The 25,687-nt window shown below is 52.1% G+C and carries 22 protein-coding genes and 1 other annotated feature; of the genes, 13 read left to right on the top strand and 9 right to left on the bottom strand.

Annotated features, from left to right (window positions below):
• The first annotated feature begins 111 nt into the window (after positions 1-111).
• Positions 112-858, top strand: a complete 747-nt coding sequence (locus ABK821_RS12000; protein WP_138360916.1) for a GntR family transcriptional regulator — start codon at positions 112-114, stop codon at positions 856-858.
• Here the strand turns inward: ABK821_RS12000 and ABK821_RS11995 are convergent.
• The 3 genes from ABK821_RS11995 to ibpA all read right to left on the bottom strand — a co-directional run bounded on the left by ABK821_RS11995 (position 826) and on the right by ibpA (position 3,744).
• On the bottom strand, positions 826-2,487 hold the full coding sequence (locus ABK821_RS11995; protein ID WP_138360915.1) for a putative transporter: 1,662 nt from the start codon (positions 2,485-2,487) through the stop codon (positions 826-828). The two genes, ABK821_RS12000 and ABK821_RS11995, sit on opposite strands and share 33 nt — an antisense overlap.
• 318 nt (positions 2,488-2,805) lie before the next feature.
• The gene (ibpB, locus tag ABK821_RS11990; protein ID WP_138360914.1) at positions 2,806-3,234 is read right to left on the bottom strand and encodes a small heat shock chaperone IbpB; all 429 of its coding nucleotides are present in this window, start codon (positions 3,232-3,234) and stop codon (positions 2,806-2,808) included.
• 96 nt (positions 3,235-3,330) lie between these two features.
• Positions 3,331-3,744 (bottom strand): small heat shock chaperone IbpA, encoded by a 414-nt coding sequence (gene ibpA / locus ABK821_RS11985; protein WP_004126917.1) that lies wholly within the window; start codon positions 3,742-3,744, stop codon positions 3,331-3,333.
• Positions 3,738-3,813, bottom strand: a sequence feature (ROSE (Repression Of Heat Shock gene Expression) occurs in the 5'-region of heat shock genes and acts as an RNA thermometer to modulate expression.). It overlaps the preceding gene by 7 nt.
• A 243-nt stretch (positions 3,814-4,056) precedes the next feature.
• Between ibpA and ABK821_RS11980 the strand changes: the two genes are divergently transcribed.
• On the top strand, positions 4,057-4,386 hold the full coding sequence (locus ABK821_RS11980) for a YceK/YidQ family lipoprotein (RefSeq protein WP_171034869.1): 330 nt from the start codon (positions 4,057-4,059) through the stop codon (positions 4,384-4,386).
• On the opposite strand, the gene ABK821_RS11975 is transcribed toward ABK821_RS11980, so the two are convergent.
• Positions 4,376-5,614 carry a DUF3748 domain-containing protein gene (locus ABK821_RS11975; protein ID WP_343178193.1) on the bottom strand — a complete coding sequence of 413 codons (1,239 nt, stop codon included), beginning with the start codon at positions 5,612-5,614 and terminating at the stop codon, positions 4,376-4,378. The genes ABK821_RS11980 and ABK821_RS11975 overlap by 11 nt on opposite strands.
• A gap of 149 nt (positions 5,615-5,763) precedes the next feature.
• Complete coding sequence (yidA, locus tag ABK821_RS11970; protein WP_343178192.1) at positions 5,764-6,576, bottom strand: sugar-phosphatase; 813 nt, start codon at positions 6,574-6,576, stop codon at positions 5,764-5,766.
• A gap of 162 nt (positions 6,577-6,738) precedes the next feature.
• On the opposite strand from yidA, the gene ABK821_RS11965 reads away from it, so the two are divergent.
• The 4 genes from ABK821_RS11965 to ABK821_RS11950 are packed head-to-tail and all read left to right on the top strand — an operon-like array spanning position 6,739 to position 13,335.
• The gene (locus ABK821_RS11965; protein WP_343178191.1) at positions 6,739-8,202 is read left to right on the top strand and encodes a DUF3375 domain-containing protein; all 1,464 of its coding nucleotides are present in this window, start codon (positions 6,739-6,741) and stop codon (positions 8,200-8,202) included.
• Positions 8,189-8,794 carry a DUF4194 domain-containing protein gene (locus ABK821_RS11960; protein WP_138360909.1) on the top strand — a complete coding sequence of 202 codons (606 nt, stop codon included), beginning with the start codon at positions 8,189-8,191 and terminating at the stop codon, positions 8,792-8,794. Before ABK821_RS11965 ends, ABK821_RS11960 begins: the two co-directional genes overlap by 14 nt.
• Positions 8,787-12,170, top strand: a complete 3,384-nt coding sequence (locus ABK821_RS11955; RefSeq protein ID WP_343178189.1) for an SbcC/MukB-like Walker B domain-containing protein — start codon at positions 8,787-8,789, stop codon at positions 12,168-12,170. Before ABK821_RS11960 ends, ABK821_RS11955 begins: the two co-directional genes overlap by 8 nt.
• Positions 12,151-13,335, top strand: coding sequence for a DUF3322 domain-containing protein (locus tag ABK821_RS11950; RefSeq protein ID WP_138360907.1), 1,185 nt, complete (start codon positions 12,151-12,153; stop codon positions 13,333-13,335). Before ABK821_RS11955 ends, ABK821_RS11950 begins: the two co-directional genes overlap by 20 nt.
• Here the strand turns inward: ABK821_RS11950 and gyrB are convergent.
• From gyrB to dnaA, 4 genes are all read right to left on the bottom strand, one after another.
• Positions 13,332-15,746, bottom strand: a complete 2,415-nt coding sequence (gene gyrB, locus ABK821_RS11945) for a DNA topoisomerase (ATP-hydrolyzing) subunit B (RefSeq protein WP_308562146.1) — start codon at positions 15,744-15,746, stop codon at positions 13,332-13,334. The two genes, ABK821_RS11950 and gyrB, sit on opposite strands and share 4 nt — an antisense overlap.
• A 28-nt stretch (positions 15,747-15,774) precedes the next feature.
• The gene (gene recF / locus ABK821_RS11940) at positions 15,775-16,848 is read right to left on the bottom strand and encodes a DNA replication/repair protein RecF (RefSeq protein WP_142503230.1); all 1,074 of its coding nucleotides are present in this window, start codon (positions 16,846-16,848) and stop codon (positions 15,775-15,777) included.
• A 208-nt stretch (positions 16,849-17,056) separates the two neighbouring features.
• Entirely contained in the window at positions 17,057-18,157 is a 1,101-nt protein-coding gene (gene dnaN / locus ABK821_RS11935; RefSeq protein WP_138360904.1) for a DNA polymerase III subunit beta, read from the bottom strand.
• 4 nt (positions 18,158-18,161) lie between these two features.
• Positions 18,162-19,562: a chromosomal replication initiator protein DnaA gene (gene dnaA, locus ABK821_RS11930; protein ID WP_138360903.1), complete on the bottom strand. Its 1,401-nt coding sequence runs from the start codon at positions 19,560-19,562 to the stop codon at positions 18,162-18,164.
• A 620-nt stretch (positions 19,563-20,182) separates the two neighbouring features.
• On the opposite strand from dnaA, the gene rpmH reads away from it, so the two are divergent.
• The 7 genes from rpmH to ABK821_RS11895 all read left to right on the top strand — a co-directional run bounded on the left by rpmH (position 20,183) and on the right by ABK821_RS11895 (position 25,686).
• Positions 20,183-20,323: a 50S ribosomal protein L34 gene (gene rpmH, locus ABK821_RS11925; RefSeq protein WP_000831330.1), complete on the top strand. Its 141-nt coding sequence runs from the start codon at positions 20,183-20,185 to the stop codon at positions 20,321-20,323.
• A gap of 15 nt (positions 20,324-20,338) precedes the next feature.
• Entirely contained in the window at positions 20,339-20,698 is a 360-nt protein-coding gene (gene rnpA, locus ABK821_RS11920; RefSeq protein WP_138360902.1) for a ribonuclease P protein component, read from the top strand.
• Positions 20,662-20,919 (top strand): membrane protein insertion efficiency factor YidD, encoded by a 258-nt coding sequence (yidD, locus tag ABK821_RS11915; protein ID WP_004871831.1) that lies wholly within the window; start codon positions 20,662-20,664, stop codon positions 20,917-20,919. The genes rnpA and yidD overlap by 37 nt, the downstream gene beginning before the upstream one ends.
• A gap of 2 nt (positions 20,920-20,921) precedes the next feature.
• Entirely contained in the window at positions 20,922-22,568 is a 1,647-nt protein-coding gene (yidC, locus tag ABK821_RS11910) for a membrane protein insertase YidC (protein WP_138360901.1), read from the top strand.
• A gap of 175 nt (positions 22,569-22,743) precedes the next feature.
• Positions 22,744-24,108 carry a tRNA uridine-5-carboxymethylaminomethyl(34) synthesis GTPase MnmE gene (mnmE, locus tag ABK821_RS11905; RefSeq protein WP_142503231.1) on the top strand — a complete coding sequence of 455 codons (1,365 nt, stop codon included), beginning with the start codon at positions 22,744-22,746 and terminating at the stop codon, positions 24,106-24,108.
• A 236-nt stretch (positions 24,109-24,344) separates the two neighbouring features.
• Complete coding sequence (locus tag ABK821_RS11900) at positions 24,345-25,082, top strand: hypothetical protein (protein WP_343178188.1); 738 nt, start codon at positions 24,345-24,347, stop codon at positions 25,080-25,082.
• 37 nt (positions 25,083-25,119) lie between these two features.
• Positions 25,120-25,686 (top strand): NADPH-dependent FMN reductase, encoded by a 567-nt coding sequence (locus ABK821_RS11895; RefSeq protein ID WP_142503233.1) that lies wholly within the window; start codon positions 25,120-25,122, stop codon positions 25,684-25,686.
• Position 25,687: the final 1 nt, after the last annotated feature.

Raw genomic sequence — 25,687 nt, 5'->3', positions numbered from 1 at the left:
TCGTGATCGCATTCATGGTTTTAATTCCACCAATAATGTCTACTTTTTACATAAAAATTAGACATCAAAAGGCTCATTGCGCAGAATTTAAAGGGAAAAAGAGGTCTGATAGTGATCTACAAATCAATAGCGGAAAGGCTAAGAATCCGGCTCAATTCATCTGATTACAACATTGGCAGCCCATTACCTGGTGAACAGAAACTGGCAGAAGAGTTTGGCGTCGCGCGCATGACGATCCGTAAAGCGACTGATTTACTGGTCGACTGGGGGCTGGTGGTACGTCGGCACGGCTCCGGAACCTATGTCGCCCGTAAAGACGTACATCATGAAACCACCAATCTGACCGGGCTGGCCGAAGTGCTGCGCCAGCAGGGTAAAGAGGTTATAAGTCAGGTATTAGTCTTCGAAGTCATGCCCGCCCCCCCGGCTATCGCCAGTCAGTTGCGGATACAAATTAATGAACGGATCTACTTCTCGCGCCGGGTGCGTTATGTTGAGGGCAAACCGCTAATGTTGGAAGACAGTTATATGCCGGTGAAGCTGTTCCGTAATCTGTCGCTGGTACATCTGGAGGGGTCAAAGTTTGACTACATTGAGAAGGAATGCGGGATAACGATCAGCGGTAACTACGAAACACTAACCCCGGTGCTGGCCGACAAGCAGCTGGCGCAGTCCATGAATGTACCGGAGCAGACGCCTCTGCTGCGCATTACCTCCCTTTCCTACAGCGACAGCGGCGAGTTTCTTAACTATTCAGTCATGTTCCGTAACGCCAGTGAGTATCAGGTGGACTACCATCTGCGCCGCGTCCATGCGGAAAATCCGTTAACCCATCCCCCAGAACAGCACCGCGAGTAGCTGCGGGGTAATAATGCGTAAGAACATCACCAGCGGATAGACGGTGGCGTAAGAGAGCGCCGCCGCGCCGCTGGTCGCATGCAGGTTATTAGCAAACGCCAGTGCAGGCGGATCGGTCATTGAGCCGGCCAGCATGCCGCACAGCGTCAGGTAATTCATCTTCGCCAACATACGCGCCAGAATGCCGACGGTCAGCAGCGGTATTGCCGTGATAAAGATACCGTAGACAATCCAGCGCATACCGTCGCCTTCAATTAGCGTCGCCACAAAGTCGCCGCCGGATTTCAGCCCAACTACCGCCAGGAATAGCACAATGCCAAGCTCGCGTAGCGCAAGGTTAGCACTGGGCGGCATAAACCAGTACAGCTTACCGATACTGCCAATCCGCCCGAGGATCAGCGCCATAATCAGCGGCCCGCCCGCCAGCCCCAGTTTCAGCGCCACCGGAAACCCCGGAATAAACAGGGGGATCGATCCCAACAGCACGCCTGAACCGATACCAATAAACACAGGTAGCATCTGCACCTGCTGCAGTTTTTGCTGGACGTTGCCAAGCTCGGCGGCAACGGCGTCAATCGCCTCCGGGCGACCGACCAGGTTAAGAATATCGCCAAACTGCAGACTGGAATGGCTGCTGGCGACCAACTCAACCCCGGCACGATTAAGGCGCGAGATCACCACGTCATAGCGCTGTTTAAAGTGCAAATCGCGAATTTTTTTGCCTAACACTTTCTCGTTGGTGACCACGACACGCTCAACTTTCAGATCGGTACCGCGGGTCGAGAGCGAAGTGGAGACTTCTTTACCAATGACCAGTTGGGCGTTATGCAAATCCTCTGGTCTCCCAACCATATGGAGCAGGTCGCCTAGCTGAATCAGGGTAGTCGGCGACGGCACCATTAACATGTCCTCACGCTTGAGACGCGAACAAATCAGCTTGTCGCTGTTAAGCAACGGTACATCCTGAATCGCCATATTGTTCAGATTGGGATTTTCCACCCGCACGTTGATAGTCTGGAGATGCACATGACCATTGCCGCTGTTCTTATCAAATTGCTGAGCTTCATTTTCAACGTTGACCCGAAAAAACAGCCGTACCAGCCACATCGTCAGCAAAATACCGCAGATACCAAACGGATAGGCCATCGCATAGCTCATCCCCATCTGGTCGACGGTATCAAGCGGCACGCCAAGGTCGCGCAGGATCTGCTGCCCGGCGCCCAGCGCCGGCGTATTGGTTACCGCGCCGGAGAAAATACCGAGCACCACAGGAAGAGGAATATCAAACAATTTATGCAGGACCGCCGTCACCAGACCGCCGAGAATAACAATTAAAATCGCGAAAAGATTAAGCCGTAAACCGGAAACCCGCAGCGAAGCGAAAAAGCCCGGACCAACCTGAATACCGATGGTATATACGAAGAGAATCAGGCCAAATTCCTGAATAAAATGCAGCATCGGGCCGCTGAGCGCAACGCCTGCCTGGTCCACAAAGTGACCGACGATAATTCCGCCAAACAGCACGCCACCGATACCAAAGCCGACACCGCGCACTTTCACATTGCCGATCCACAATCCGACTACCGCCACCAGCGCCAATACGCTCACAGTCAATGCTATGTCACTCATCGTCTATTCCCTGTGAATAACATTACGAACAAAGAGGAGTATGACTGCTAGCTGACAGGCTGTATGCCGCCTGGCGCACAATAATCACGGCATTAAATTAAATAACAAATCTGTATAAGATGCTGCGTTCGCATTTATTCCGGGTATCGGGAGACGTTTGATATAACCTGTAATATCTAACATATCAATAGGTTAAACATCAACCAAAGCACCGTTGGGCAATTCCTGAAGAACGCACTATGTCAGCAATCTGAACAATGCTTTCTCAATCACATAAAAAAAGCCCCGAAAAATCGGGGCTAATAACTGTTCGCTTAATTAGCGAGTTAACGCGGGACGTGCGCTGATTGCAATGCGCTGCGGTGCTATCTGTTCTGGCTCATTGCGGGTCAAATCAATATGCAAAAGGCCATTGGTAAAGGTTGCCCCGGTCACCTCCATATTTTCGGCAAGTGTAAAGCTCAGGCTAAATGCCTGGTTAACCAGTCCCTGATGCAGCCATTTTGTCTCTTTTTCCGGTTGCTGAGGCGTACCTTTTACCGTCAAACGTGTGCCTTCCAGCTGAATTTCCAGATCTTCCTGACGAAAACCAGCCAGCGCAAGCGTAATGCGATAGTGGTTATCATCGCTTTTTTCGATGTTATAAGGTGGGAAGCTCTGGCTTTCATCGGCGGTTTGCAAGGCATTGGCCAGTTTGTCAAAACCGATCCATTGACGCAGCAATGGGGATAAATCGTAGTTACGCATAGTATTTCTCCTTCTAAGAAGCGAGTAGATATCTGCAAATTCCGTGGATTTGCATTGCCCCCTGACGGCAGGCAATTTTTAGGGTAAATACCCTAATTAGTTGATTTCGATACGACGCGGTTTATTCGCTTCAGGAATAACGCGCTCCAGATCGATATACAGCAGACCGTTTACCAGGTTGGCGCCGCGAATATGTATATTTTCCGCAAGCTGGAATTTACGCTCGAAATTGCGCTCGGCAATTCCCTGATACAAATATGTGCGCTCTTTCTGCTCTGCAGCATGGGCGCCTTTCACAATGAGCAGATTATCCTGGGCGGTAATTTCCAGTTCACTCTCGGCAAACCCGGCAACGGCAATCGCGATGCGGTAGTTGTTCTCGTCTACTAACTCAACGTTATACGGAGGATAGCCGCCATTACTCTGACTTTGATTATTTTCCAACAGATTAAAAAGACGGTCGAAACCGATAGCAGAACGATATAATGGGGAGAGATCGAAATTACGCATAATACTTAGCTCCTGAAATCAGCGAGAATTATCTGGCCCTCCATACTGGACAGGCCGTTATTAACCGGAATACCCATTCGGCATATTCTCAACGGTTTACACTCTTAAAATGGGTATATCCCTGTTTTTTTCAAGGCGAAGACAGCGATTTTTTTTGCAGTTTGCAATCTATTGCTTAGACTGAAGTGACAGCACCAAAGGCAAAGTGCGATGCTTGCCACAGTGCGGCGCAATAACACTATGCATCCATGGAATGGCCCGATATAACCGATAGAAAGTTATATCAACGCCCGTAACGATGACGGAAGAATGATGAAAAGCAGTCTGGTAAAGCTAATCCTGTTTAGCGGGATAATAAGTTTGGGTGGTTGCTCCAGCGTCATGTCACATACCGGCGGCAAAGAAGGAACCTACCCAGGGACCCGTTCCAGTGCGCAAATGCTGGGCGATGACAATACCAGTTTGGGCGTCAAGTCTCTGGTTGCACTGGATATGCCGTTCACCGCCGTAATGGATACGCTCTTGCTGCCGTGGGATATGTTCCGTACCGATAGCTCAGTCAAATCCCGTGTGGAAAAGAGCGAGAAAGAGACGCTGGCGACCAATTCATTGATCCCACCCGCGCCAATGCCTAATCCTTAATGCCGTGCCCCGTTGCGGTTACCCATAGCTGCCGGTAACCGTCCACCTCCTCCATCCAGGCCACCTGTTTACCGTCTGGCGAAAAGACGACCGCATCCGCCGATGGAGGATTATTGTGTCCGACAGTTAAAAAGGTGATTTCTCCACTCTGCCCGTCGCACAGCGCGATGCGGTTTTCCAACACAAAACCGAGCAATTTTCCCGACGGGTGCCAGTTAAACGCCGACTGGATGTCTGAGTGATTGTAAGTTAGCTGCCGCATTTCTCCCCCCGGCACCGAAACCAGCCATAGCTGAACCACGCCGCTATCATCACGCATCAGAAAGGCAATTTCTGATGCCTGTGGATTAGCACGTACCCAGTGGCGTGGCATATTCACCAGTCCAGGATAACGGCGTTGATGAGTAAAGGTTAAGCGACGCTGAATCACGCCAGCCGGAGGGGCGGGCATTGTGGCATCAGTGCCTGCCAGCGGCGCATCTCCCTGCCGCTTCCAGCCCTGTTCACTTTTCGGAAGTTCGACAAGAAAAAGCTCCGGTACTTTATCGCCTTTTATCGATAGCGTATCGCCAATAAACGCCAGCGCATGATCGCCCACCCAGCCCTCTTCGTAGGCGCGGTTAATGTCATCGCTGCCCGGCCGTGGCGCCGGCGTGGTCTGGCTCACTAACACGCACCAGTGGCTGCCGCTGTACTCCCGAGGATGCTGAACCGCCACCGTAACCGGGCCATACGGCACCGCAACGCCGACGTTGCGCAAGTCCAGCGCCGGATCGCGCTCACGCAGTACATGATCGTTATAGGTGAAGCTGACACGCTCGCCGTTCGGACTGAACACATGCACATGGCTGCCGCCGCGCAGCGCGCCGGGCGTATACGGCACGGTGATGTCCATTGCATCCAGATTCGTCACGCGATTTTGCGCCGCTATCACGCCGCGACGATGGTGGAAATCATAATGCCACGTCTCGTCCGGGTTCTCCGGGCCATGAATGAACACATAGCGATCGTCTTGTGGATGAACGGTCACCACGCCAACGTGCGCGCCCTGCGTAGCGCGATAAATGACCTCAACCTCGCCAGTCCGTACGTTGACGCGCTCAATCGTCTCACCGGTAAACGAGGCGCCTGACGGACGCACATCAAAAACCAGCCACTGGCTGTCCGCCGTCCAGGTGTTGGTATTCGTAAGCTGATGATGACGCGAAGCGAAAGTGATTTGTTTCATATCGGGTTAAACTCTGAAGCGTATATAGCGCTTCAGAGTAGTTGAACCGCCGAAAAATGGCTATGGTCCGAATGCAGGGACAGGGGTAACTAATATCCTTTTCATTACCTAATCGTGATAAACACAGATGAGATAATGAACCAGATCGTTTAATTTAATACATATTTCTCAATTGCGTATGCCACGCCGTCTTCCAGGTTGGATTTGGTGACAAAATTGGCCACCTCTTTCACCGACGGAATCGCGTTGTCCATCGCCACACCCATGCCTGCATATTCGATCATCGCGATGTCGTTTTCCTGATCGCCAATCGCCATGATTTCTTCCGGCTTGATCCCCAGCGCATCGGCCAGCGACTTCACGCCAGTGCCTTTATTGACGCGTTTATCCAGGATTTCGAGGAAGTACGGCGCACTTTTTAGCACGGTATATTTCTCTTTTACTTCCGCCGGAATACGCGCAATGGCCCGATCAAGGATGACGGGTTCATCAATCATCATCACTTTCAGGAACTGCGTTGCCGGGTCCATTTTCTCCGCTTCACAGAACACCAGCGGAATGGTGGCGACATAGGATTCATGTACGGTGTAGTAGCTGATATCACGGTTTGCGGTGTACAGCGTGTTGCGATCCAGCGCGTGGAAGTGTGAGCCGACTTCGCGGGACAACTTCTCCAGAAAGCGGTAATCGTCATAGCTCAGCGCCGTTTGCGCAACGGTACTGCCATCGCCCGCTTTCTGCACCAGCGCGCCATTGTAGGTGATGCAGTAGTCACCGGGTTGTTCCATGTGAAGCTCTTTCAGATAGCTATGGACACCCGCATACGGACGGCCAGTGGTCAGCACCACGTTAACGCCACGGGCGCGCGCGGCGGCAATCGCCGTTTTTACCGCAGGTGAAATGGTGTGATCGGGCAGCAAAAGGGTGCCATCCATATCGATAGCAATGAGTTTGATAGCCATGAGTTCCCCGGATTAAATAAGTCCGTCCTCATGCTAACGCGATTCCGCTCAAAAAACAGCATATTAAAGAGGATAGTAAATGGCGGTGTTTTCCCCTTTTCTTAATAAATTTAAAGAAGGTAAGATGGAAAATAACCTTATATTTTCAGGAGATGCGCATTTATGGATTTCGCCACTCTGGATACCATGCGCACGAACCATCCGGCATGGAAACTTTTACGAGCAGATTCAGCAGCGCTAATTGCCAGCTTTCTGTGGCAGGCTTTTTCTTTGCCGAACGCCCGCAGTATTCCTCAGGAAGAGTTAACGGAAAAACTGGAAGATACGCTCTATATCTTACGTCAGCAGTATGGCGATAACTTTTATCCTCGTCCTGCGCGGGATTATCTTAATGACTGGGCAGCGCCTGAACGGGGATGGCTACGTAAGTTTTATCCGCCCGGCGATGACACGCCCTGGTTTGACCTGACGCCAGCGACCGAAAAGGCGCTGAGCTGGCTGGATAAACTGAGTGACTCTGCTTTTATCGGTACAGAATCCAGACTGGTGACATTGTTTGAGCTACTCAAGCAAGTTATCTCCGGGAGTGAAAATAATCCGCAATTACGCATTCAGGAACTCGAACAGCAGCGCGACAATATTGACGCCGAAATAGCTGCAATCCGCAAGGGTAAACTGACGCTGTTAGACAGCACCGCGCAAAAAGAACGTTTCCAACAGATCGTACATTTATCCCGAGAACTCCTCTCTGATTTCCGCCAGGTTGAGCATAATTTTCGTCAGCTTGACCGCAATGTTCGTGAGCGCATTGCATTATGGAACGGCACGAAAGGCGATCTGTTGACGCAAGTGCTTGGCGAACGGGACGCGATAACCGAATCAGATCAAGGACGTAGTTTTCGCGCTTTCTGGGATTTTTTGATGTCGCAAACGAGACAGGAAGAGTTATCCCGTTTACTGGAAAAATTACTCTCCCTTGATGCCATTGCCGAAACACACCCCGACCATCGCTTTAAACGCATTCATTATGACTGGCTGGAAGCTGGAGAAAATACACAGCGTACCGTGGCACAACTTTCGCAACAGTTACGTCGTTTTCTTGACGATCAAGCCTGGCTGGAGAATAAGCGAATTATGGAAATTTTGCATAATATTGAGCACCACGCTGTCGCCCTCAAATCACTGCCACCCGAAGGCGACATAATGAATATTAGCGATCCCCAGCCACAGATTATATTACCTTGCGAACGTCCGCTTTATACCCCTCCAGTAAAAACCAAAATTATTCAGCAAGTACTGGAACAAGGCGACGAGTCAATAGATATTGATATCCTGTTTTCACAAATCACGGTTGATAAATCCCGTTTATTACACAATATTCGCAAGGTGTTACAAACACGTTCACAAATCAGTTTACAAGCGTTGCTATCCCTGTATCCCTTGCAACAAGGGCTTGCCGAACTGGTCACTTATATTCAGCTCGCCAGTGAATCAACAACAGCCACTTTTGATGAAAGCAGCAGCGAGACCGTATATTGGCTCACTGCTTCAGGTGAAAAAAAGGCGGCGCACATTAACACCGTTATTTTTACCCGTACAAAGGAGGCAGGCCATGGAGCAGAATGAGTCGCAAATTTCACACGACAGCGCGCTTTCGACGCTGATTATCTCGCTGTTGAAAGGCGTGGTGTATCAGGAGAACGATCCGCATCTCTGGGGCGCGCTGTTGCGTTTACAAATTCAGGTTCGTGATTATTGCCGGGTGATGAACCTGGAACTTCATCTGGACGAAGCAGAAGGTTATGCTTTTTTGCGCTCAGCGCCTGATAATGTCGACGATGAATCCGTTCCTCGCCTGATTTCCCGCCGCCCTTTGTCCTTTCCTGTCAGCTTGCTACTGGCGCTATTACGCAAAAAAATGGCGGAATTTGACGCCAGCGGGAGCGAAACCCGTTTGATTATGACGCAAGAACAGATTGTTGATTTGATGCGAGTCTTCACAACTGAAAGCACCAATGAAGCGCGTCTGGTTGATCAGATTGGGCGCCATATCAATAAAATTGCGGAAATGGGATTTCTGCGTCCTTTACGTAACCAAAATCAAACATGGGAAGTACGGCGTATTTTGAAAGCTTTTGTTGACGCACAGTGGTTATCTGATTTTGATACGCGCTTGCAGGCCTATAACCAGCATCTCAGGGGAGATAATCATGACTGATGCACTGGAGCTTGATTTCAGCAGCGACGAATCTTCCGCTGGTTTTCGCCTTGAGCGACTGGAAATTTTTAACTGGGGGACCTTCAACAACCAGGTGTGGACCTTTAACCTACAGGGAAAAAATGCGCTTCTCACCGGGGATATTGGCTCAGGAAAATCAACCCTGGTGGATGCGGTAACCACATTACTGGTGCCAGCTCACCGCATCGCCTACAACAAAGCGGCAGGCGCAGAAAACAAAGAGCGTTCGTTGCGTTCATATGTTCTGGGATACTACAAATCGGAGCGGCTGGAAAACAGCATGGGTGGAAAACCCGTCGCGCTCCGCGACCATAGAAACTATTCCGTAATTCTCGGTGTTTTTCATAATCAAGGATTTAGCCAAACCGTTACTCTGGCACAGGTATTTTCGTTAAAAGAACCTGCCGGAAAGCCGGTAACTTTTTATGTCGCGTCAGAGGGTGAACTCACCATCGCCAGGGATTTTTCCGGCTTCGGCTCTGATATTAATAATCTACGAAAAAAACTACGTAAAAATAACGCGGAAATATTTGATTCATTTCCACCTTATGGCACCTGGTTCCGGCGGCGCTTCGGTATTAATAATGAGCAGGCGCTGGAGCTGTTTCACCAGACCGTATCGATGAAATCGGTTGGTAATCTCACTGATTTTGTGCGTAGCCATATGCTGGAACCTTTTGATATGGCTCAGCGAATTAAACATCTGATTGAACATTTTGAAGATCTTAATCGCGCCCATGAATCGATTCTGAAAGCCCGTCGACAGATTGAACACTTAACTCCGCTCGTTGCTGAGTGCGACAGGCATACGCTATTACTTCAGGAAACAGAAAACATGCGCGTCTGTCGCGATGCCCTGGCAGGCTGGTTTGCGCGGCTGAAACAAGCACTGCTTGAAAAAAGGCTGACAAACCTCAGGGATGAGCTACAGCGCTATACAAACACTCTCACGATAACCGCTGAACAATTACAACAAAAACGAAATCAGGAAAGGCAGTTACGCACTGATATTGCGGCAAATGGCGGCGATCGCCTTGAACAATTGCGCCTGGAAATAGCCCATCGTGAGCAGGAGAAGAATCGGCGTCTGAAAGCGGCGGAAAACTATAACGCGCTGTTAGGAAAAATTAATCTTGCGCCGGTTAAAGATCATGACGAATGGCTGGCGACACGACAGCTTCTGCAAAATAACGCCGATGAGATTGCCGATCGCGAAGCCGAATTACAGCAGCAAAAAAACGACCTGCATGTCGCCTTTTCCCATAAACGCGAAACACACCAGCGACTCAATGCAGAAATAGACAATCTTCGTTTACGCCGCAGTAATATTGAAGTACGACAAATTCAATTACGCGCCGCTATCTGCGAGGCGCTCCGATTCTCCGAAGAACGTCTTCCCTTTGTTGGTGAGTTACTTGCTGTTCGCGAAGAAGAAAAAGCATGGGAAGGCGCGGCAGAACGTCTTTTACGTGGCTTTGGCCTCTCTATTCTGGTTGCCGACGGGGACTATCAGCAGGTCGCTCAGTGGGTTGAAAATAATCATCTTCACGGTCGGTTAAGTTATTTCAGAGTGCATGTCAGTTCGCATCACACGCCCGTCTCTCCGGTTCCCGGCGCGCTGAGTGAAAAGCTACAAATCAAACCCAATACAGGCTGGTATGACTGGCTGGAAAGAAGGCTACATCAACAATTTAACCATGCTTGTTGCGAAACGCTGGAACAATTCCGCCGGGAAAATAAGGCGATTACCCGCAGCGGTCAGATAAAATCACCGGGCGAGCGCCACGAAAAAGATGACCGTCATGATATTAACGACCGTAGCCGCTTTATCCTCGGCTGGAGTAACAAGGAGAAAATCGCCGTCCTGCTGAAACTGGCGCAAAACCTTGAGCAAGAGCTTGCGGAACTCGGTGGAAAATTAGCCGCTGTTGATGAAAAGCTCAGAAATTTGCAACAACAGCGCGATATTTATAATCGTCTCAGCGAACATAACGATTATCAAGCCATGAACTGGCAGCCGCAGGCTCAGGAAATTGCCCGAATGGAAGCGGAAAAACGCGAGCTTGAGGCAGCATCCGATCAACTGGCAGTCCTGAACCAACGTCTGGATGATGTTCTGAAGGAAATTCAGTCTCTTGAGACGACTCATGCGGATAAAATCGATCTGCGTGGGCGCACACAGGAAAAAATAGAACGCGCGGAAGAGAGCTTGCTGGAAGCGGAATCCGTACAAAAAATGGCAAATGAAGGGGGAATGGCGCAATATTATCCGCAACTGGAACAGTGGCGTGAAGAAGCGCTCCCCGGGAGGCAAATCAGCGTTGAGTCCTGCGATAATTGCCAGCAGGAGATGCGGGGTTGGTTGCAGGATAAAATTGACAGCGAAGATAAAAAACTGGTCCGCTCCCGCGACAAAATCATTAACAGGATGGCAGAGTATAATCACCAGTTCTCCCTGGAGACACAGGATATTGATACCAGTCTCGAATCCGCCGAGGAATATCGTCAGATGCTGAATGCGTTGCAAGCCGACGATCTCCCGCGTTTCGAAGCACGTTTTAAGCAACTGCTCAACGAAAACACCATCAATGATATCGCAGGCTTTCAGAGCCAGCTCAACCGGGAAAGAGAGACGATTAAAGAACGAATCGAGAAGATTAACGACTCCCTGGTCCCCGTTGATTACAATCCTGGACGCTATATTTCTTTGGTGGCCCAACTGAGCACCGATGCGGATATTCGTGATTTTCAGAGTGAGCTACGCGTCTGCACGGAAGGCGCATTGACGGGCTCCGAAGATGAGCAGTATTCAGAAGATAAGTTCTTACAGGTAAAACGTATCATTGAACGTTTCCGTGGGCGCGAGGGATTAAGCGATCAGGACAAACGCTGGACCGCAAAAGTGACGGATGTGCGCAACTGGTTCACCTTCTCCGCCTCCGAGCGTTGGCGGGAGGATGATAGCGAGCATGAACATTATTCAGATTCCGGTGGTAAATCCGGCGGGCAAAAAGAGAAACTGGCCTATACCATTCTCGCCGCCAGCCTGGCTTATCAGTTCGGCCTTGAATGGGGAGAGAAACGCTCACGCTCGTTCCGTTTCGTGGTGATTGATGAGGCGTTTGGTCGAGGTTCCGACGAATCCGCTCAGTATGGGCTGGAGCTTTTTAAGCGCTTAAATCTGCAGTTACTCATCGTCACGCCGCTGCAAAAAATCCATATTATTGAGCCTTATGTGGCAAACGTAGGATTTGTTCATAACGAGGCAGGGAAAATTTCGCGTCTGCGTAATATCAGCATTGACGCCTATCAGCAGGAAAAAGTAGAGAAAAGGCATGAGCTGGACAACGCCTGAAGCGCTCAAAACGCAGTTACGCAAACTGTGGGAAAAAGGCGTGCTGTTACGTGAGATAACCGAAGACAGCGGCTACTTTCCGCTGCGCCTGACCTGTAAAAAGCCGACCTCGGACGACCTTTCCTCACGTTTTAATGAGGTTCGTCAGTGGATTAGCTCACTGGCTCAGAGTGAAAAAAAGGGATTCCGGCTTGAATGGCGGGAAGTCCGCCATCGGGTGATCGGCGTCAACCGTTTGCCGGCAAAAATCTGGGTTGATTCCGCCGCCACGGCAATAAAAATACTCGGTTTGCACAAGCAGGCTGAAAAATATCGCTATCTGTACCAGCAAATTGTTTCTGCCCAACCCACGCTGCATAGCTGGCTGATAAAATATCCGTTACGCGTGCCAGAGCAAGACTGGGCACGGTTGCTGGCCATTATTGCCTGGCTGCAAGAGAACCCTCGCCCTGACATCTACTTACGACAGATCGATCTTCCTGACATCAACAGTAAATTTATCGAACAACATCGCGGTATCTTAACGGAATTACTCAATCTCACTTTGCAACCAGAGGCCATCGACCTGCAGGCGCGTGGCATTTCACAATTTAATCGCCGTTTTGGCTTTCGTGATAAGCCTCAGCGCGTCCGATACCGCCTCATTGACCAGCCAGATAGCGACCGGGAGATCGATAGCCGCGAATTCGCTTCCCTGGACTTAGCCGTTGTTGCCGTTTTTGTTATTGAAAACGAAATCAGTTTTTTGACTTTCTCAGGACCAGCAGGAAGTATGGTGATTTTTGGACGCGGGTACGGCTTTGATATGTTGTCATCCGCTCGCTGGATTTGTCACAAAAAACTCTATTACTGGGGAGATATTGATACCCACGGCTTTGCAATTCTTAGTCAGTTCCGTCAACTTTTCCCCCATACCCAAAGTTTTTTAATGGATGAAAATACCCTGCTAATGCACAGATCATCCTGGGTTGAAGAAGACAAGCCCTGCACACGGCTGTTATCCAACCTGACAGAGTCGGAGCAGCAGCTTTATCAGGCGCTGACAGAGAATCACTTTGGAGAGGGCGTTCGTCTGGAGCAGGAACATATTTCGCCGCGCTGGATAGAGCAGGCGCTGGAGGAACTATCCCCGACGGTACAACAACCGCCGGGGAGCATAGCTTAGATATCGATGTTTGCCGCTTTCAGGGCGTTCTCTTCGATAAAGGCGCGACGCGGTTCAACGGCGTCGCCCATCAGGGTAGTGAACAACTGATCGGCGGCAATCGCATCCTTGACGGTGACGCGCAGCATGCGGCGGCTGTCCGGGTCCATGGTGGTTTCCCACAGCTGCTCCGGGTTCATCTCGCCCAGACCTTTATAGCGCTGAATCGCAAGTCCTCGACGGGACTCTTTCACCAGCCACTCCAGCGCCTGCTCGAAGCTCGCTACCGGCTGACGGCGCTCGCCGCGTTCGATGAACGCATCGTCTTCGATCAGACCGCGCAGCGTCTCGCCGAGCGTGCAGATGCGACGGTATTCGCCACCGGTGACAAACTCGTGATCCAGCGGATAGTCGGTATCCACGCCGTGAGTACGCACGCGAACAATCGGTTCGAACTGCTGCAGTTCGGCGTTCTCGCGAACGTCGAACTTCCACTGGCTACCGTGCTGCTCTTTCTCGTTCAGTTCCGTAACCAGCGCGTTCACCCAACGGGTAATCGTCTGCTCGTTGCTAAGATCGGCTTCCGTCAGCGTCGGCTGATAAATGAGCTCTTTCAGCAGCGCTTTCGGGAAGCGGCGCTCCATACGGCCAATCATTTTTTGCGTGGCATTATACTCTGAGACCAGTCGTTCCAGCGGTTCACCAGCTAACGCCGGAGCGCTGGCGTTAGTATGCAGGGTCGCACCATCCAGAGCGATCGCAATCTGATACTGATCCATCGCTTCATCGTCTTTAATGTACTGTTCCTGCTTGCCTTTCTTCACCTTGTACAGCGGCGGCTGCGCAATGTAGACGTGGCCGCGCTCGACGATTTCCGGCATCTGACGGTAGAAGAAGGTCAACAGCAGCGTACGGATGTGCGAGCCGTCGACATCCGCATCGGTCATGATGATGATGCTGTGATAGCGCAGTTTATCCGGGTTGTACTCATCACGACCGATGCCGCAGCCCAGCGCGGTGATAAGCGTCGCCACTTCCTGGGAAGAGAGCATTTTGTCAAAGCGTGCTTTCTCCACGTTGAGGATTTTACCCTTCAGCGGCAGAATCGCCTGGTTCTTGCGGTTACGACCCTGTTTAGCAGAGCCGCCCGCGGAGTCCCCTTCCACAAGGTACAGTTCGGACAGCGCCGGGTCGCGTTCCTGACAATCCGCCAGCTTACCCGGCAGACCCGCCAGATCCAGCGCGCCTTTACGACGCGTCATTTCACGGGCGCGACGCGCGGCTTCACGGGCACGGGCGGCGTCGATAATTTTGCCGACCACGATTTTGGCGTCAGACGGGTTTTCCAGCAGGTATTCGCTCAGCAGCTCATTCATCTGCTGCTCCACCGCCGATTTCACCTCGGAGGAAACCAGTTTATCTTTGGTCTGGGAGGAGAATTTCGGGTCCGGCACCTTCACGGAAACCACGGCAATCAGGCCTTCACGCGCATCGTCGCCGGTGGCGCTGACTTTGGCTTTCTTGCTGTAGCCTTCTTTATCCATATAGGCGTTCAGGGTACGGGTCATCGCCGCACGGAAGCCCGCCAGGTGCGTACCGCCGTCACGCTGGGGAATGTTGTTGGTAAAGCAGTAGATGTTTTCCTGGAAACCGTCGTTCCACTGCAGTGCCACTTCCACGCCGATGCCGTCTTTTTCGGTGGAAAAGTAGAAGATATTCGGGTGGATCGGCGTTTTGTTTTTGTTGAGATACTCAACAAACGCCTTGATGCCGCCTTCATAGTGGAAATGATCTTCTTTACCATCGCGCTTATCACGCAGGCGAATAGAGACGCCGGAGTTCAGGAAGGAGAGCTCACGCAGACGTTTCGCCAGAATTTCGTATTCAAATTCAATGACGTTGGTGAAGGTTTCATAGCTTGGCCAGAAACGCACCATGGTACCGGTTTTTTCCGTTTCACCGGTTACCGCCAGCGGCGCCTGCGGTACGCCATGCTCATAGATCTGACGGTGGATTTTGTTATCACGCTGGATAACCAGCTCCAGCTTCTGGGACAGGGCGTTAACCACCGAAACACCCACGCCGTGCAGACCGCCAGAGACTTTATAGGAGTTATCGTCGAATTTACCGCCCGCGTGCAGCACGGTCATGATCACTTCCGCAGCAGAAACCCCCTCTTCCGGGTGAATACCCGTCGGAATACCGCGACCGTCATCCTGTACGGAGACGGAATTATCGCTGTGAATAGTGACCACGATGTCTTTACAGTAACCCGCGAGCGCTTCGTCGATAGCGTTATCCACAACCTCGAATACCATGTGGTGCAGGCCGGTGCCGTCATCCGTGTCGCCGATATACATACCCGGGCGCTTACGCACCGCATCCAGCCCTTTCAGGACTTTGATACTGGAGGAGTCATAAGAATTCGACATCAACGTTTCTCGCTCATTTCATCTTAGGTTAATCCGCTATTTTACCCTTTTCCACGGTAAACATCTTCGAATTTTCATCGGACATGTCCATAACGTGCTCAGCGCTAATGGCGCTGACGAAAACCTGCGACTGCGTGGCTTTTAAACGGCTGGCCAGCAGCCCGCGCCGCGCGTCATCAAGTTCCGAGGCAAAATCATCTATCAGGTACAGGCAACGCCGCCCGCTCTCGCGAGTCAGAAACTCGCCTTGCGCCAGTCGTAAAGCGCACATCAGCAGTTTAAGCTGCCCACGCGATAAAGTATCTTCCACCGGCGCACCGTCAGCACGAATGCGGAAATCCGCTTTGTGCGGGCCATGGGCGGTGTAGGTTAACATACGATCACGCTCGAAATTCTTCTCCAGCACCTCGGCATAATCCGTTTCTTTCTCCCAGCCGCGCTGGAAAGAAAAGGTGAGAGCGAACTCCGGTAAAAACTGCCGACAGGTGTCCGCCATGTCGTCGACGATAGCGGCGCTGTATTCGGCGCGCCAGCGGCTGATTTGTTCCGCCAGCGGGATCAGTTCCAGATCCCAGGGCCGCAGTTGGGCATAGCGGCTGACCTGACGCAGCGCGGCGTTGCGCTGCTTTACCAGCCGCTTCAGGTTGCTCCAGGCGGTGAAGAACCCGGCTTCATTGTGAAAGCATCCCCAGTCAAGGAACGCTCTTCTGTATTTGGGGCCGCCGTTGAGTAAAGTAAAGCCCTCAGGCGTGATGAGCTGCATCGGCATCAGGTGCGCCAGCTCCGCCACTTTATGGCCGTCGGTGCCGTCGATACGAACCTTGCTGTCACCCTGCTTATCCTTGGTCAGGCCGATGGAAACTTCACGCTCCTCGCCCTGCAAACGACCGTGGAGAACAAAGGACGGCTGCTCGTGACGGATCACCCGACCAATCTGCAAACTGCGAAACGCCCGACCGTGGCCGAGCGTATAGATAGCTTCCAGCACGCTGGTTTTACCGCTGCCGTTGGCGCCAACCAGAAAATTAAAGCCGGGAGATAAGGCGAGATCCGCATTTTCGATATTACGGAAATCTTTGATTAGCAGTCGGGATAGCGACATAGTCAGCTCGTCATCATTCAAGGGGCGTGGGTGTCGCAGCCAGTTCGTCTACCGCCAGCGCGCAGAAAGCGGAGCGTACACGAAGTACGTGAGCATTTGCTCGCTCCGCTCGTCCTTCGGACCGTCTTACAGACGTCCAAAACGCATAGCGTTTTGTCGAGCACTGCCGGAAGGCGAAATGGCAAGTAAACCAGCCCCTTTGCAGATTCTACAATCTCATAGGCATGACGACGTAGGCTGCGGATTGCGATGCCGCATCCTCAATCTGCACGCTTGATACCGAGTCCGTCAGCAGAATACGCACATTCTCGCACTTCAGCGCGTTCAGCACGTCCAGCACGTAGCTGACGTTAAAGCCGATCTCCATCTCAGCGCCGGCATAGGTGACGTCCAGAATCTCTTCCGCTTCTTCCTGTTCCGGGTTGTTGGCGGTGATTTTCAGCTGATTTTCACTGACGTACAGGCGCACGCCACGAAATTTCTCGTTGGAGAGAATCGCCGCGCGGGCAAAGGCCTGTTTGAGAATATCGCAGCCCGCATCAAGGTGTTTGTCCGGATTTTTCGGCAATACGCGGCGATAATCCGGGAAACGGCCATCAACCAGCTTCGATGTAAAGATAAAATCGCCGACGTGGGCACGAATATTATTGCTGCCGATTTGTACGCGCAGCGGAGTCTCACCGCCGTCAAGCATACGCATCAGTTCAATCACCCCTTTACGCGGCACGATCACCGAATGATTCGGCAGCGACTCTTCCAGCGGCATCGAACAGACCGCCAGACGGTGGCCATCGGTCGCGACAGTGCGCAGTTCGCTCCCTTCGGTTTCAAACAGCATGCCGTTTAAGTAGTAACGCACGTCCTGATGCGCCATTGAGAACTGGGTTGCTTCGATCAGACGCTTCATTGTCGCCTGCGGCAGGGTGAATTCCACTTCGCTCTGCCAGTCGTCAAGATTCGGGAAGTCTGCTGCAGGCAGCGTGGAAAGCGAGAAACGACTACGCCCGGAGCGCACCAGCATCCGCTCGCCTTCCAGCTGGACCGCGATTTCCGCACCTTCCGGCAAACCGCGGCAAATATCAAAAAATTTACGCGCCGGAACGGTCGTCGCCCCCGCTTCATGCGGTTGAATCAGCGCGACGCGCGCGACCATTTCCATTTCCAGATCGGTACCGGTCAGCGACAGCGCGCCATCGGTAACCTGCAGCAGCAGGTTGCCGAGAATCGGTAGCGTCGGACGACCACCTAACGGACCACTGACCTGTTGCAGTGGTTTTAATAAATGTTCACGTTCTACGGTAAATTTCATAGCGTCACGAGGATAATGTTCTGATTAAATTAGAGAAATCTTCTTTGATATCGTGGCTTTCTTCACGCAGTTGCTCAATCTTACGACAGGCGTGCAGGACGGTGGTATGGTCGCGACCGCCAAACGCATCGCCAATTTCCGGCAAACTGTGGTTGGTCAGCTCTTTTGCCAGCGCCATCGCCATCTGGCGAGGACGCGCCACCGAGCGAGATCGACGCTTGGAAAGCAGATCCGCGATTTTAATTTTGTAATACTCCGCCACCGTCTTCTGAATATTGTCGATGGTGACCAGTTTTTCCTGTAAAGCCAGCAGATCGCGCAGCGCTTCACGCACGAAATCGATGGTAATCGCCCGGCCGGTAAAGTTGGCGTTGGCGATCACGCGGTTCAGCGCCCCTTCAAGCTCACGCACATTAGAGCGTAGTCGCTTAGCAATAAAGAACGCTACCTCGCCGGGCAGGCGAATGTCGTTTTCGTCAGCTTTTTTCATCAGGATTGCCACGCGGGTTTCCAGCTCTGGCGGTTCAATCGCCACCGTCAGCCCCCAGCCGAAGCGTGATTTCAGACGATCCTCAACGCCGTTGATCTCTTTCGGATAACGATCCGACGTCAGAATGATCTGCTGATTACCTTCCAGCAGGGCATTAAAGGTGTGGAAAAACTCCTCCTGCGAACGCTCTTTATTCGCAAAGAATTGAATATCATCGATCAACAGGGCATCAACGGAACGGTAGTAGCGTTTAAACTCTTCAATCGCGTTATTTTGCAGGGCTTTTACCATGTCCTGCACAAAGCGCTCAGAGTGCATATAGACCACTTTCGCGTTGGGTTTGCGCGCCACGATGCCATTACCGACTGCGTGCAACAGGTGGGTTTTCCCCAGACCGGTGCCGCCATAAAGGAACAGTGGGTTGTATGCCCCGCCTGGGTTATCGGCAACCTGGCGTGCCGCCGCGCGCGCCAGCTGGTTAGATTTACCTTCGACGAAGTTATCAAACGTATGCTTTACATTAACATTGGAGCGATAGGTCGGCTCTGCCGGCGCCGGGACGTTATCCCAGCCAGACCGCACGATAGTTGGCTCAACGCGCGTCGTCTGGATCTGCGCGGCAGGCGCGGCTGCCGCAACGCTCACCGTGCCTCTCTGCGGTTGAACAGCAGGCTTAGCGCCGACTTCAAAACGCAGCTGCGGGGCATCCGCACCACAAAAATCATTGAGGAGCCCATTGATATTATTGAGGTATTTATCCCTTACCCAATCGAGCACAAAACGGTTTGGCGCATACAGTGCCAGCGTGTTATCGCTCAATTCCGCCTGCAAAGGGCGTATCCACATACTGAATTCTGTGGCTGGTAACTCATCCTGCAATCGGGCAAGACACTGCTGCCAAAGCGAAAGTGACACGGCGGACTCCACTCGAACAAAAATCGATATACAAAGAGAAACTGAAACAATCATGATTGTTGGCACACGTCGACAAGACCCTGCATAGCCGAAAAGCCCCTGCACAAAAGGGGTGACGTGCGAACCGCTATTTGCGGTTGTTACCCGATGCGGATCCCTGGATCCCGATCGGGACCGGGGATCATAGCCTAAACTGAGAAAGAGATCTTGTGTTTCTCAACAGATTCTTCCCGATTTATCCACAGGAAGGATCGAAGCCCGGTAAGTGTAATCGATCCTGGCTGGAGTAGAGTACGATTTCAGCCGCATATTGGAAAAATTAATGACCTGCGCGCGTTTTGGACTTAATCGATCTAACGAAGATCCTTTGCGATCCTTGCGCTTTACTCATCACGCCGTATAATCCCCCACCCGGCGCGTAATACCGTTTTCCGCAACGCGTCATCGCTTATTTTTTGTGCGGCAAGGTGCGAGAAATAAGGAAAGAGAATTGACTCCGGAGTGTACAATTATTACAATCCGGCCTCTTTAATCACCCACGCTGAGGCGTAGGCCGTGCAAAGTTTGTTCGGGTTTACGTGAAAGTCAGTGAAATTATTCAAGTTTAGGTAGAAATCGCCATGAAACGCACTTTTCAACCGTCTGTACTGAAGCGCAACCGTTCTCACGGCTTCCGTGCTCGTATGGCTACTAAAAATGGTCGTCAGGTTCTGGCACGTCGTCGTGCTAAAGGCCGTGCTCGTCTGACCGTTTCCAAGTAATAAAGCTAACCCTGAGTGGTTAAGCTCGCATTTCCCAGGGAGTTACGTTTGTTAACTCCCAATCATTTCACTTTCGTCTTCCAGCAGCCATTACGGGCTGGCACGCCGCAAATCACCATCCTCGGCCGCCAAAATTCGCTGGGGCATCCCCGCATCGGTCTTACGGTCGCCAAGAAAAACGTTAAGCGCGCGCATGAACGCAACCGGATTAAACGTCTGACGCGTGAAAGCTTCCGTTTACGTCAACACGAACTCCCGCCGATGGATTTCGTGGTGGTGGCAAAGAAAGGGGTTGCCGACCTCGATAACCGTGCTCTCTCGGAAGCGTTGGAAAAATTATGGCGCCGCCACTGTCGCCTGGCTCGCGGGTCCTGATAGGCCTGATTCGGGTCTATCAACGCCTGATTAGTCCGCTACTCGGGCCGCACTGTCGTTTCACGCCAACCTGTTCTCAATACGGAATTGAGGCATTGCGCAGGTTTGGATTGATAAAAGGCAGTTGGTTGACGGTGAAACGCGTATTAAAATGCCACCCTTTACACCCTGGTGGTGACGATCCCGTCCCGCCTGGACCATTTGATACCAGAGAACACTAACGATGGATTCGCAACGCAATCTTCTTATCATCGCTTTGTTGTTCGTGTCTTTCATGATCTGGCAAGCCTGGGAGCAGGATAACAATCCTCAGCCTCAGCAGCAGACCACGCAGACAACGACCACAGCAGCGGGTAGCGCCGCCGACCAGGGCGTACCGGCCAGTGGCCAGGGGAAACTGATTACGGTTAAAACCGATGTGCTTGATTTGACCATTAACACCCGCGGTGGAGATGTTGAGCAAGCGCTGCTTCTGGATTATCCAAAAGAGCTGAAATCGACTGAACCGTTCCAGTTACTGGAAACCACGCCGCAGTTTACCTATCAGGCACAGAGCGGTTTAACCGGCCGTGATGGCCCGGACAACCCGGCTAACGGACCACGTCCGCTGTATAACGTCGATAAAGATGCGTTTGTGCTGGCTAACGGCCAGAACGAAATCGTCATTCCACTGACGTACACAGATAAATCAGGCAACGTTTTCACTAAAACCTTCACCCTGAAGCGCGGTGACTATGCGGTGAACGTTGGCTACAGCGTACATAACGCCAGCGAAAAACCGCTGGAAGTGTCGACTTTCGGTCAACTAAAACAAACCGCCAATCTGCCGACCCATCGCGACACTCAGACCGGTGGCCTGACGACAATGCACACTTTCCGTGGTGCGGCGTATTCAACCTCCGAGTCGAAATACGAAAAATACAAATTTGATACCATTCTCGATAACGAAAACCTGAACGTCAGCACCAAAAACGGTTGGGTTGCCATGCTGCAGCAGTACTTTACTACCGCATGGGTTCCGCAGAATAACGGTACCAACAGCTTCTACACCTCCAACCTCGGTAACGGTCTTGTGGCTATCGGCTATAAATCGCAGCCGGTCCTGGTGCAGCCAGGCCAGACCGATAAGCTGGATAGCGTACTGTGGGTTGGCCCGGCCATTCAGGATAAAATGGCCGCCGTTGCGCCGCATCTTGATCTGACCGTTGACTACGGCTGGCTGTGGTTCATCTCTCAGCCGCTGTTCAAACTGCTGAAATGGATTCATAGCTTCCTCGGCAACTGGGGCTTCTCCATCATCGTTATCACCTTCATCGTTCGTGGCATCATGTACCCGCTGACTAAAGCGCAGTACACCTCTATGGCGAAGATGCGTATGCTGCAGCCGAAGATTCAGGCAATGCGCGAGCGTCTGGGCGACGACAAACAGCGTCAAAGCCAGGAAATGATGGCGCTGTATAAAGCGGAGAAGGTTAACCCGCTGGGTGGCTGCTTCCCGCTGATTATCCAGATGCCTATCTTCCTTGCGCTGTACTACATGCTGAGCGCCTCGGTTGAACTGCGTCATGCGCCGTTTATCCTGTGGATCCACGACCTGTCTGCACAGGACCCGTACTACATCCTGCCGATCATCATGGGCGCGACGATGTTCTTCATTCAGAAGATGTCCCCGACCACCGTGACCGATCCGATGCAGCAGAAGATCATGACCTTTATGCCGGTCATCTTCACGGTGTTCTTCCTGTGGTTCCCGTCTGGTCTGGTGGTTTACTATATCGTCAGCAACCTGGTCACCATTATTCAGCAGCAGCTGATTTACCGTGGTCTGGAAAAACGCGGCCTGCATAGCCGTGAGAAGAAAAAAACCTGATACTCTTTGTTCTTCAGGTAGCAGATGCGCAGGCTTCGTAGCCAGCGCGTCTGCGGTTCAAAACGATTAGCCGTTTTGTCCTGCAACGTGAATTATTTTGAGAGTCTACGGTAAATTAAATGCCAGAGAAGGCGGTCAACAGACCGCCTTTTTTACATTTACATAGAGAGTCATTATGAGCCATAACGACACTATCGTCGCCCAGGCCACCCCTCCGGGACGCGGTGGAGTGGGCATTCTGCGCATCTCAGGCCTGAAAGCGCACGACGTCGCGCAGGCGGTGCTGGGCAAATTGCCAAAGCCGCGCTATGCCGACTACCTGCCATTTAAAGACGGCGACGGCAGCGTGCTGGATCAGGGGATTGCGCTGTGGTTCCCCGGCCCGAACTCCTTTACCGGCGAAGATGTGCTGGAACTACAGGGACACGGCGGCCCCGTAATCCTCGATCTGCTGCTGAAACGCATTCTGACGCTACCGGGCGTACGTATCGCCAGACCCGGCGAATTTTCCGAGCGCGCGTTTCTCAACGACAAGCTTGACCTGGCGCAGGCGGAAGCCATTGCCGACCTGATTGACGCCAGCTCCGAACAGGCGGCACGATCCGCCCTGAACTCGTTGCAAGGGGCGTTCTCCACCCGCGTTAACCATCTTGTGGAAGCGCTCACTCACCTGCGCATCTATGTGGAAGCGGCCATAGACTTTCCGGACGAAGAGATCGACTTCCTCTCCGACGGCAAAATCGAAGCGCAGCTCAACGAAGTGATCGCCGATCTCGACGCCGTCCGCGCCGAAGCGCGCCAGGGCAGCCTGCTGCGCGAAGGGATGAAGGTGGTGATTGCCGGCCGCCCGAATGCCGGAAAATCGAGCCTGCTGAACGCCCTGGCGGGCCGTGAAGCAGCTATTGTCACCGATATTGCCGGCACTACTCGCGACGTGCTGCGCGAACATATTCATATCGACGGTATGCCGCTGCATATCATTGATACCGCCGGTCTGCGCGACGCGAACGACGAAGTGGAACGCATTGGTATCGAACGCGCCTGGCAGGAAATTGAACAAGCTGACCGCGTGCTGTTTATGGTGGATGGCACTACGACTGAAGCCACCGACCCGGTGAATATCTGGCCGGACTTTATCGCCCGTTTACCAAAGAACTTGCCGATTACCGTCGTGCGTAATAAAGCGGATATTACCGGCGAGACGCTGGGGCTAAGCGAAGTAAATAGCCACTCAGTTGTGCGCCTCTCCGCGCGTACCGGCGAGGGCGTAGACGTACTGCGCAACCATCTTAAACAGAGCATGGGCTTCGAAACCAATATGGAAGGCGGCTTCCTTGCCCGTCGTCGCCATCTTCAGGCGCTGTCCGAGGCCGCAGAGCATCTGCAACAGGGTAAAGCGCAGTTACTGGGGGCATGGGCCGGCGAACTGCTGGCGGAAGAACTGAGGCTCTCTCAACAAGCATTAAGCGAAATCACCGGAGAGTTTACTTCCGACGACCTGTTAGGACGGATTTTCTCCAGCTTTTGTATCGGTAAGTAAGTGTAGTTTGTGAGTATTGACTAACCCGCTTTAGCACTCGCTAAAGCGGGTTTTGTCCTCCTCATACAGTCCCATGGCAAATCGCTATCCTCCTGTTTTGATTGTCTCACGCAATAAATTGTAAAATTCACATTATTTCCCTTTCCAGGGGGGAATTTCCGCAGTAAAACCTGGTAATTCTGAGTGATAATGTTATTCGCTGTTTTTATCATTGACCATTAATCACGGAGCGACGAATGGCAACGCATTTTGCTAGAGGGATACTCAACACGCGAGAGCCACTATCCACACGCCTGTCTGCGGCTTGTCATCAGTCCGCAAGACACCTGCCTGCATACCGTCAAAATCGCTATTATGCATCGCGATCGTTACTCGCCGAGCTACTCTTTATGTTGTATGGCATCAGCGAACTTCCCGAAATAATTGATGATGAGAATGGAAAACCGGCTTTTCGCGATGAACATCTTCCGCGTTTTTCTCTCTCCTATGCCGGAAATATCATTGGCGTCGCATTAACCACCGAAGGCGATTGCGGTCTGGATATGGAATTACAGCACGCTGCCCACGGCTTACATTCCTTGCACGACGCAGAGTGCCATGCTTTTGACAGCAACGAGCATTTATGGATTAACAATCAACATGATCCTGACGAAGCGCGTGCCCAGCTCATCGCGCTGCGAAAAAGCACCCTGAAACTCACCGGTGAATCGCCGCTTAATCTGCAACTTCTTCCAGGATCAGGCAGACTGCGTACGACCGGAATACAGTCAATCGAGGCTGTCTGTGATGCTGAAACAGTACTGGTATGGTCTATCGCCGCAACACCGGATATTGGCCAACTGAAAGTATGGGAATATAACGGAAAAGAGGGCTGGCGTAGCCTGCCGGATGCGCAAGCGCGTGCAAAGGCGCCGTCCGCCCGACTGATGCGCTTTACCAGCTTACCACCAGAAAAGGCCTTTTCTCTCAACTGACCGGTTTTGCCGGCCATCATGATGCAAAGGAGCAATCATGTCTGATACGTTGAATGTTGTTACGTTACTGGGGAGCCTGCGCAAAGGTTCATTTAACGGTATGGTCGCCCGCACGCTGCCGAAAATTGCCCCGGCAGGCATGGAGGTCAGCGCATTACCTTCGATTGGCGATATTCCGCTGTATGACGCTGATGTGCAACAGGAAGAGGGCTTCCCGGCAAGCGTTGAAGCGCTGGCGGAACAAATCCGTAAAGCAGACGGCGTCGTCATCGTCACACCAGAATACAACTACTCGGTTCCTGGTGGACTGAAGAACGCCATCGACTGGCTGTCCCGACTGCCAGAACAGCCGTTAGCCGGGAAACCGGTACTGATCCAGACCAGCTCAATGGGGGCAATCGGCGGCGCACGCTGCCAGTATCATCTGCGTCAGATTCTGGTATTCCTTGATGCGATGGTAATGAACAAACCGGAGTTTATGGGCGGTGTGATTCAGAATAAAGTTGACCCACAAACCGGGGAAGTGGTTGATCAAAGCACGATTGATCATCTTACCGGCCAGCTCACCGCGTTTGGCGATTACATTCAGCGCGTTAAAGCGTAAT

This window comes from Klebsiella sp. KE9456, assembly GCF_043832615.1.
In the GTDB taxonomy this organism is placed as follows: Bacteria; Pseudomonadota; Gammaproteobacteria; order Enterobacterales; family Enterobacteriaceae; genus Klebsiella; species Klebsiella indica.
Note: the sequence above shows the minus strand (reverse complement) of the source record. Positions and strands in the feature narration are given on the sequence as shown.

Bases quoted from the DNA above. Each gene is read 5' to 3' on its own strand.
- yidA (WP_343178192.1), bottom strand. From the start codon at position 6,576: ATGGCTATCAAACTCATTGCTATCGATATGGATGGCACCCTTTTGCTG.
- ABK821_RS11960 (WP_138360909.1), top strand. From the start codon at position 8,189: ATGGAGCAGAATGAGTCGCAAATTTCACACGACAGCGCGCTTTCGACG.
- ABK821_RS11980 (WP_171034869.1), top strand. From the start codon at position 4,057: ATGAAAAGCAGTCTGGTAAAGCTAATCCTGTTTAGCGGGATAATAAGT.
- ABK821_RS11950 (WP_138360907.1), top strand. From the start codon at position 12,151: ATGAGCTGGACAACGCCTGAAGCGCTCAAAACGCAGTTACGCAAACTG.
- ABK821_RS11995 (WP_138360915.1), bottom strand. From the start codon at position 2,487: ATGAGTGACATAGCATTGACTGTGAGCGTATTGGCGCTGGTGGCGGTA.
- dnaN (WP_138360904.1), bottom strand. From the start codon at position 18,157: ATGAAATTTACCGTAGAACGTGAACATTTATTAAAACCACTGCAACAG.
- ibpB (WP_138360914.1), bottom strand. From the start codon at position 3,234: ATGCGTAACTACGATTTATCCCCATTGCTGCGTCAATGGATCGGTTTT.
- recF (WP_142503230.1), bottom strand. From the start codon at position 16,848: ATGTCGCTATCCCGACTGCTAATCAAAGATTTCCGTAATATCGAAAAT.
- gyrB (WP_308562146.1), bottom strand. From the start codon at position 15,746: ATGTCGAATTCTTATGACTCCTCCAGTATCAAAGTCCTGAAAGGGCTG.
- mnmE (WP_142503231.1), top strand. From the start codon at position 22,744: ATGAGCCATAACGACACTATCGTCGCCCAGGCCACCCCTCCGGGACGC.
- ABK821_RS11895 (WP_142503233.1), top strand. From the start codon at position 25,120: ATGTCTGATACGTTGAATGTTGTTACGTTACTGGGGAGCCTGCGCAAA.
- yidD (WP_004871831.1), top strand. From the start codon at position 20,662: ATGGCGCCGCCACTGTCGCCTGGCTCGCGGGTCCTGATAGGCCTGATT.
- ABK821_RS11900 (WP_343178188.1), top strand. From the start codon at position 24,345: ATGGCAACGCATTTTGCTAGAGGGATACTCAACACGCGAGAGCCACTA.
- ABK821_RS11975 (WP_343178193.1), bottom strand. From the start codon at position 5,614: ATGAAACAAATCACTTTCGCTTCGCGTCATCATCAGCTTACGAATACC.
- rpmH (WP_000831330.1), top strand. From the start codon at position 20,183: ATGAAACGCACTTTTCAACCGTCTGTACTGAAGCGCAACCGTTCTCAC.
- ABK821_RS11965 (WP_343178191.1), top strand. From the start codon at position 6,739: ATGGATTTCGCCACTCTGGATACCATGCGCACGAACCATCCGGCATGG.
- yidC (WP_138360901.1), top strand. From the start codon at position 20,922: ATGGATTCGCAACGCAATCTTCTTATCATCGCTTTGTTGTTCGTGTCT.
- ABK821_RS11955 (WP_343178189.1), top strand. From the start codon at position 8,787: ATGACTGATGCACTGGAGCTTGATTTCAGCAGCGACGAATCTTCCGCT.
- ibpA (WP_004126917.1), bottom strand. From the start codon at position 3,744: ATGCGTAATTTCGATCTCTCCCCATTATATCGTTCTGCTATCGGTTTC.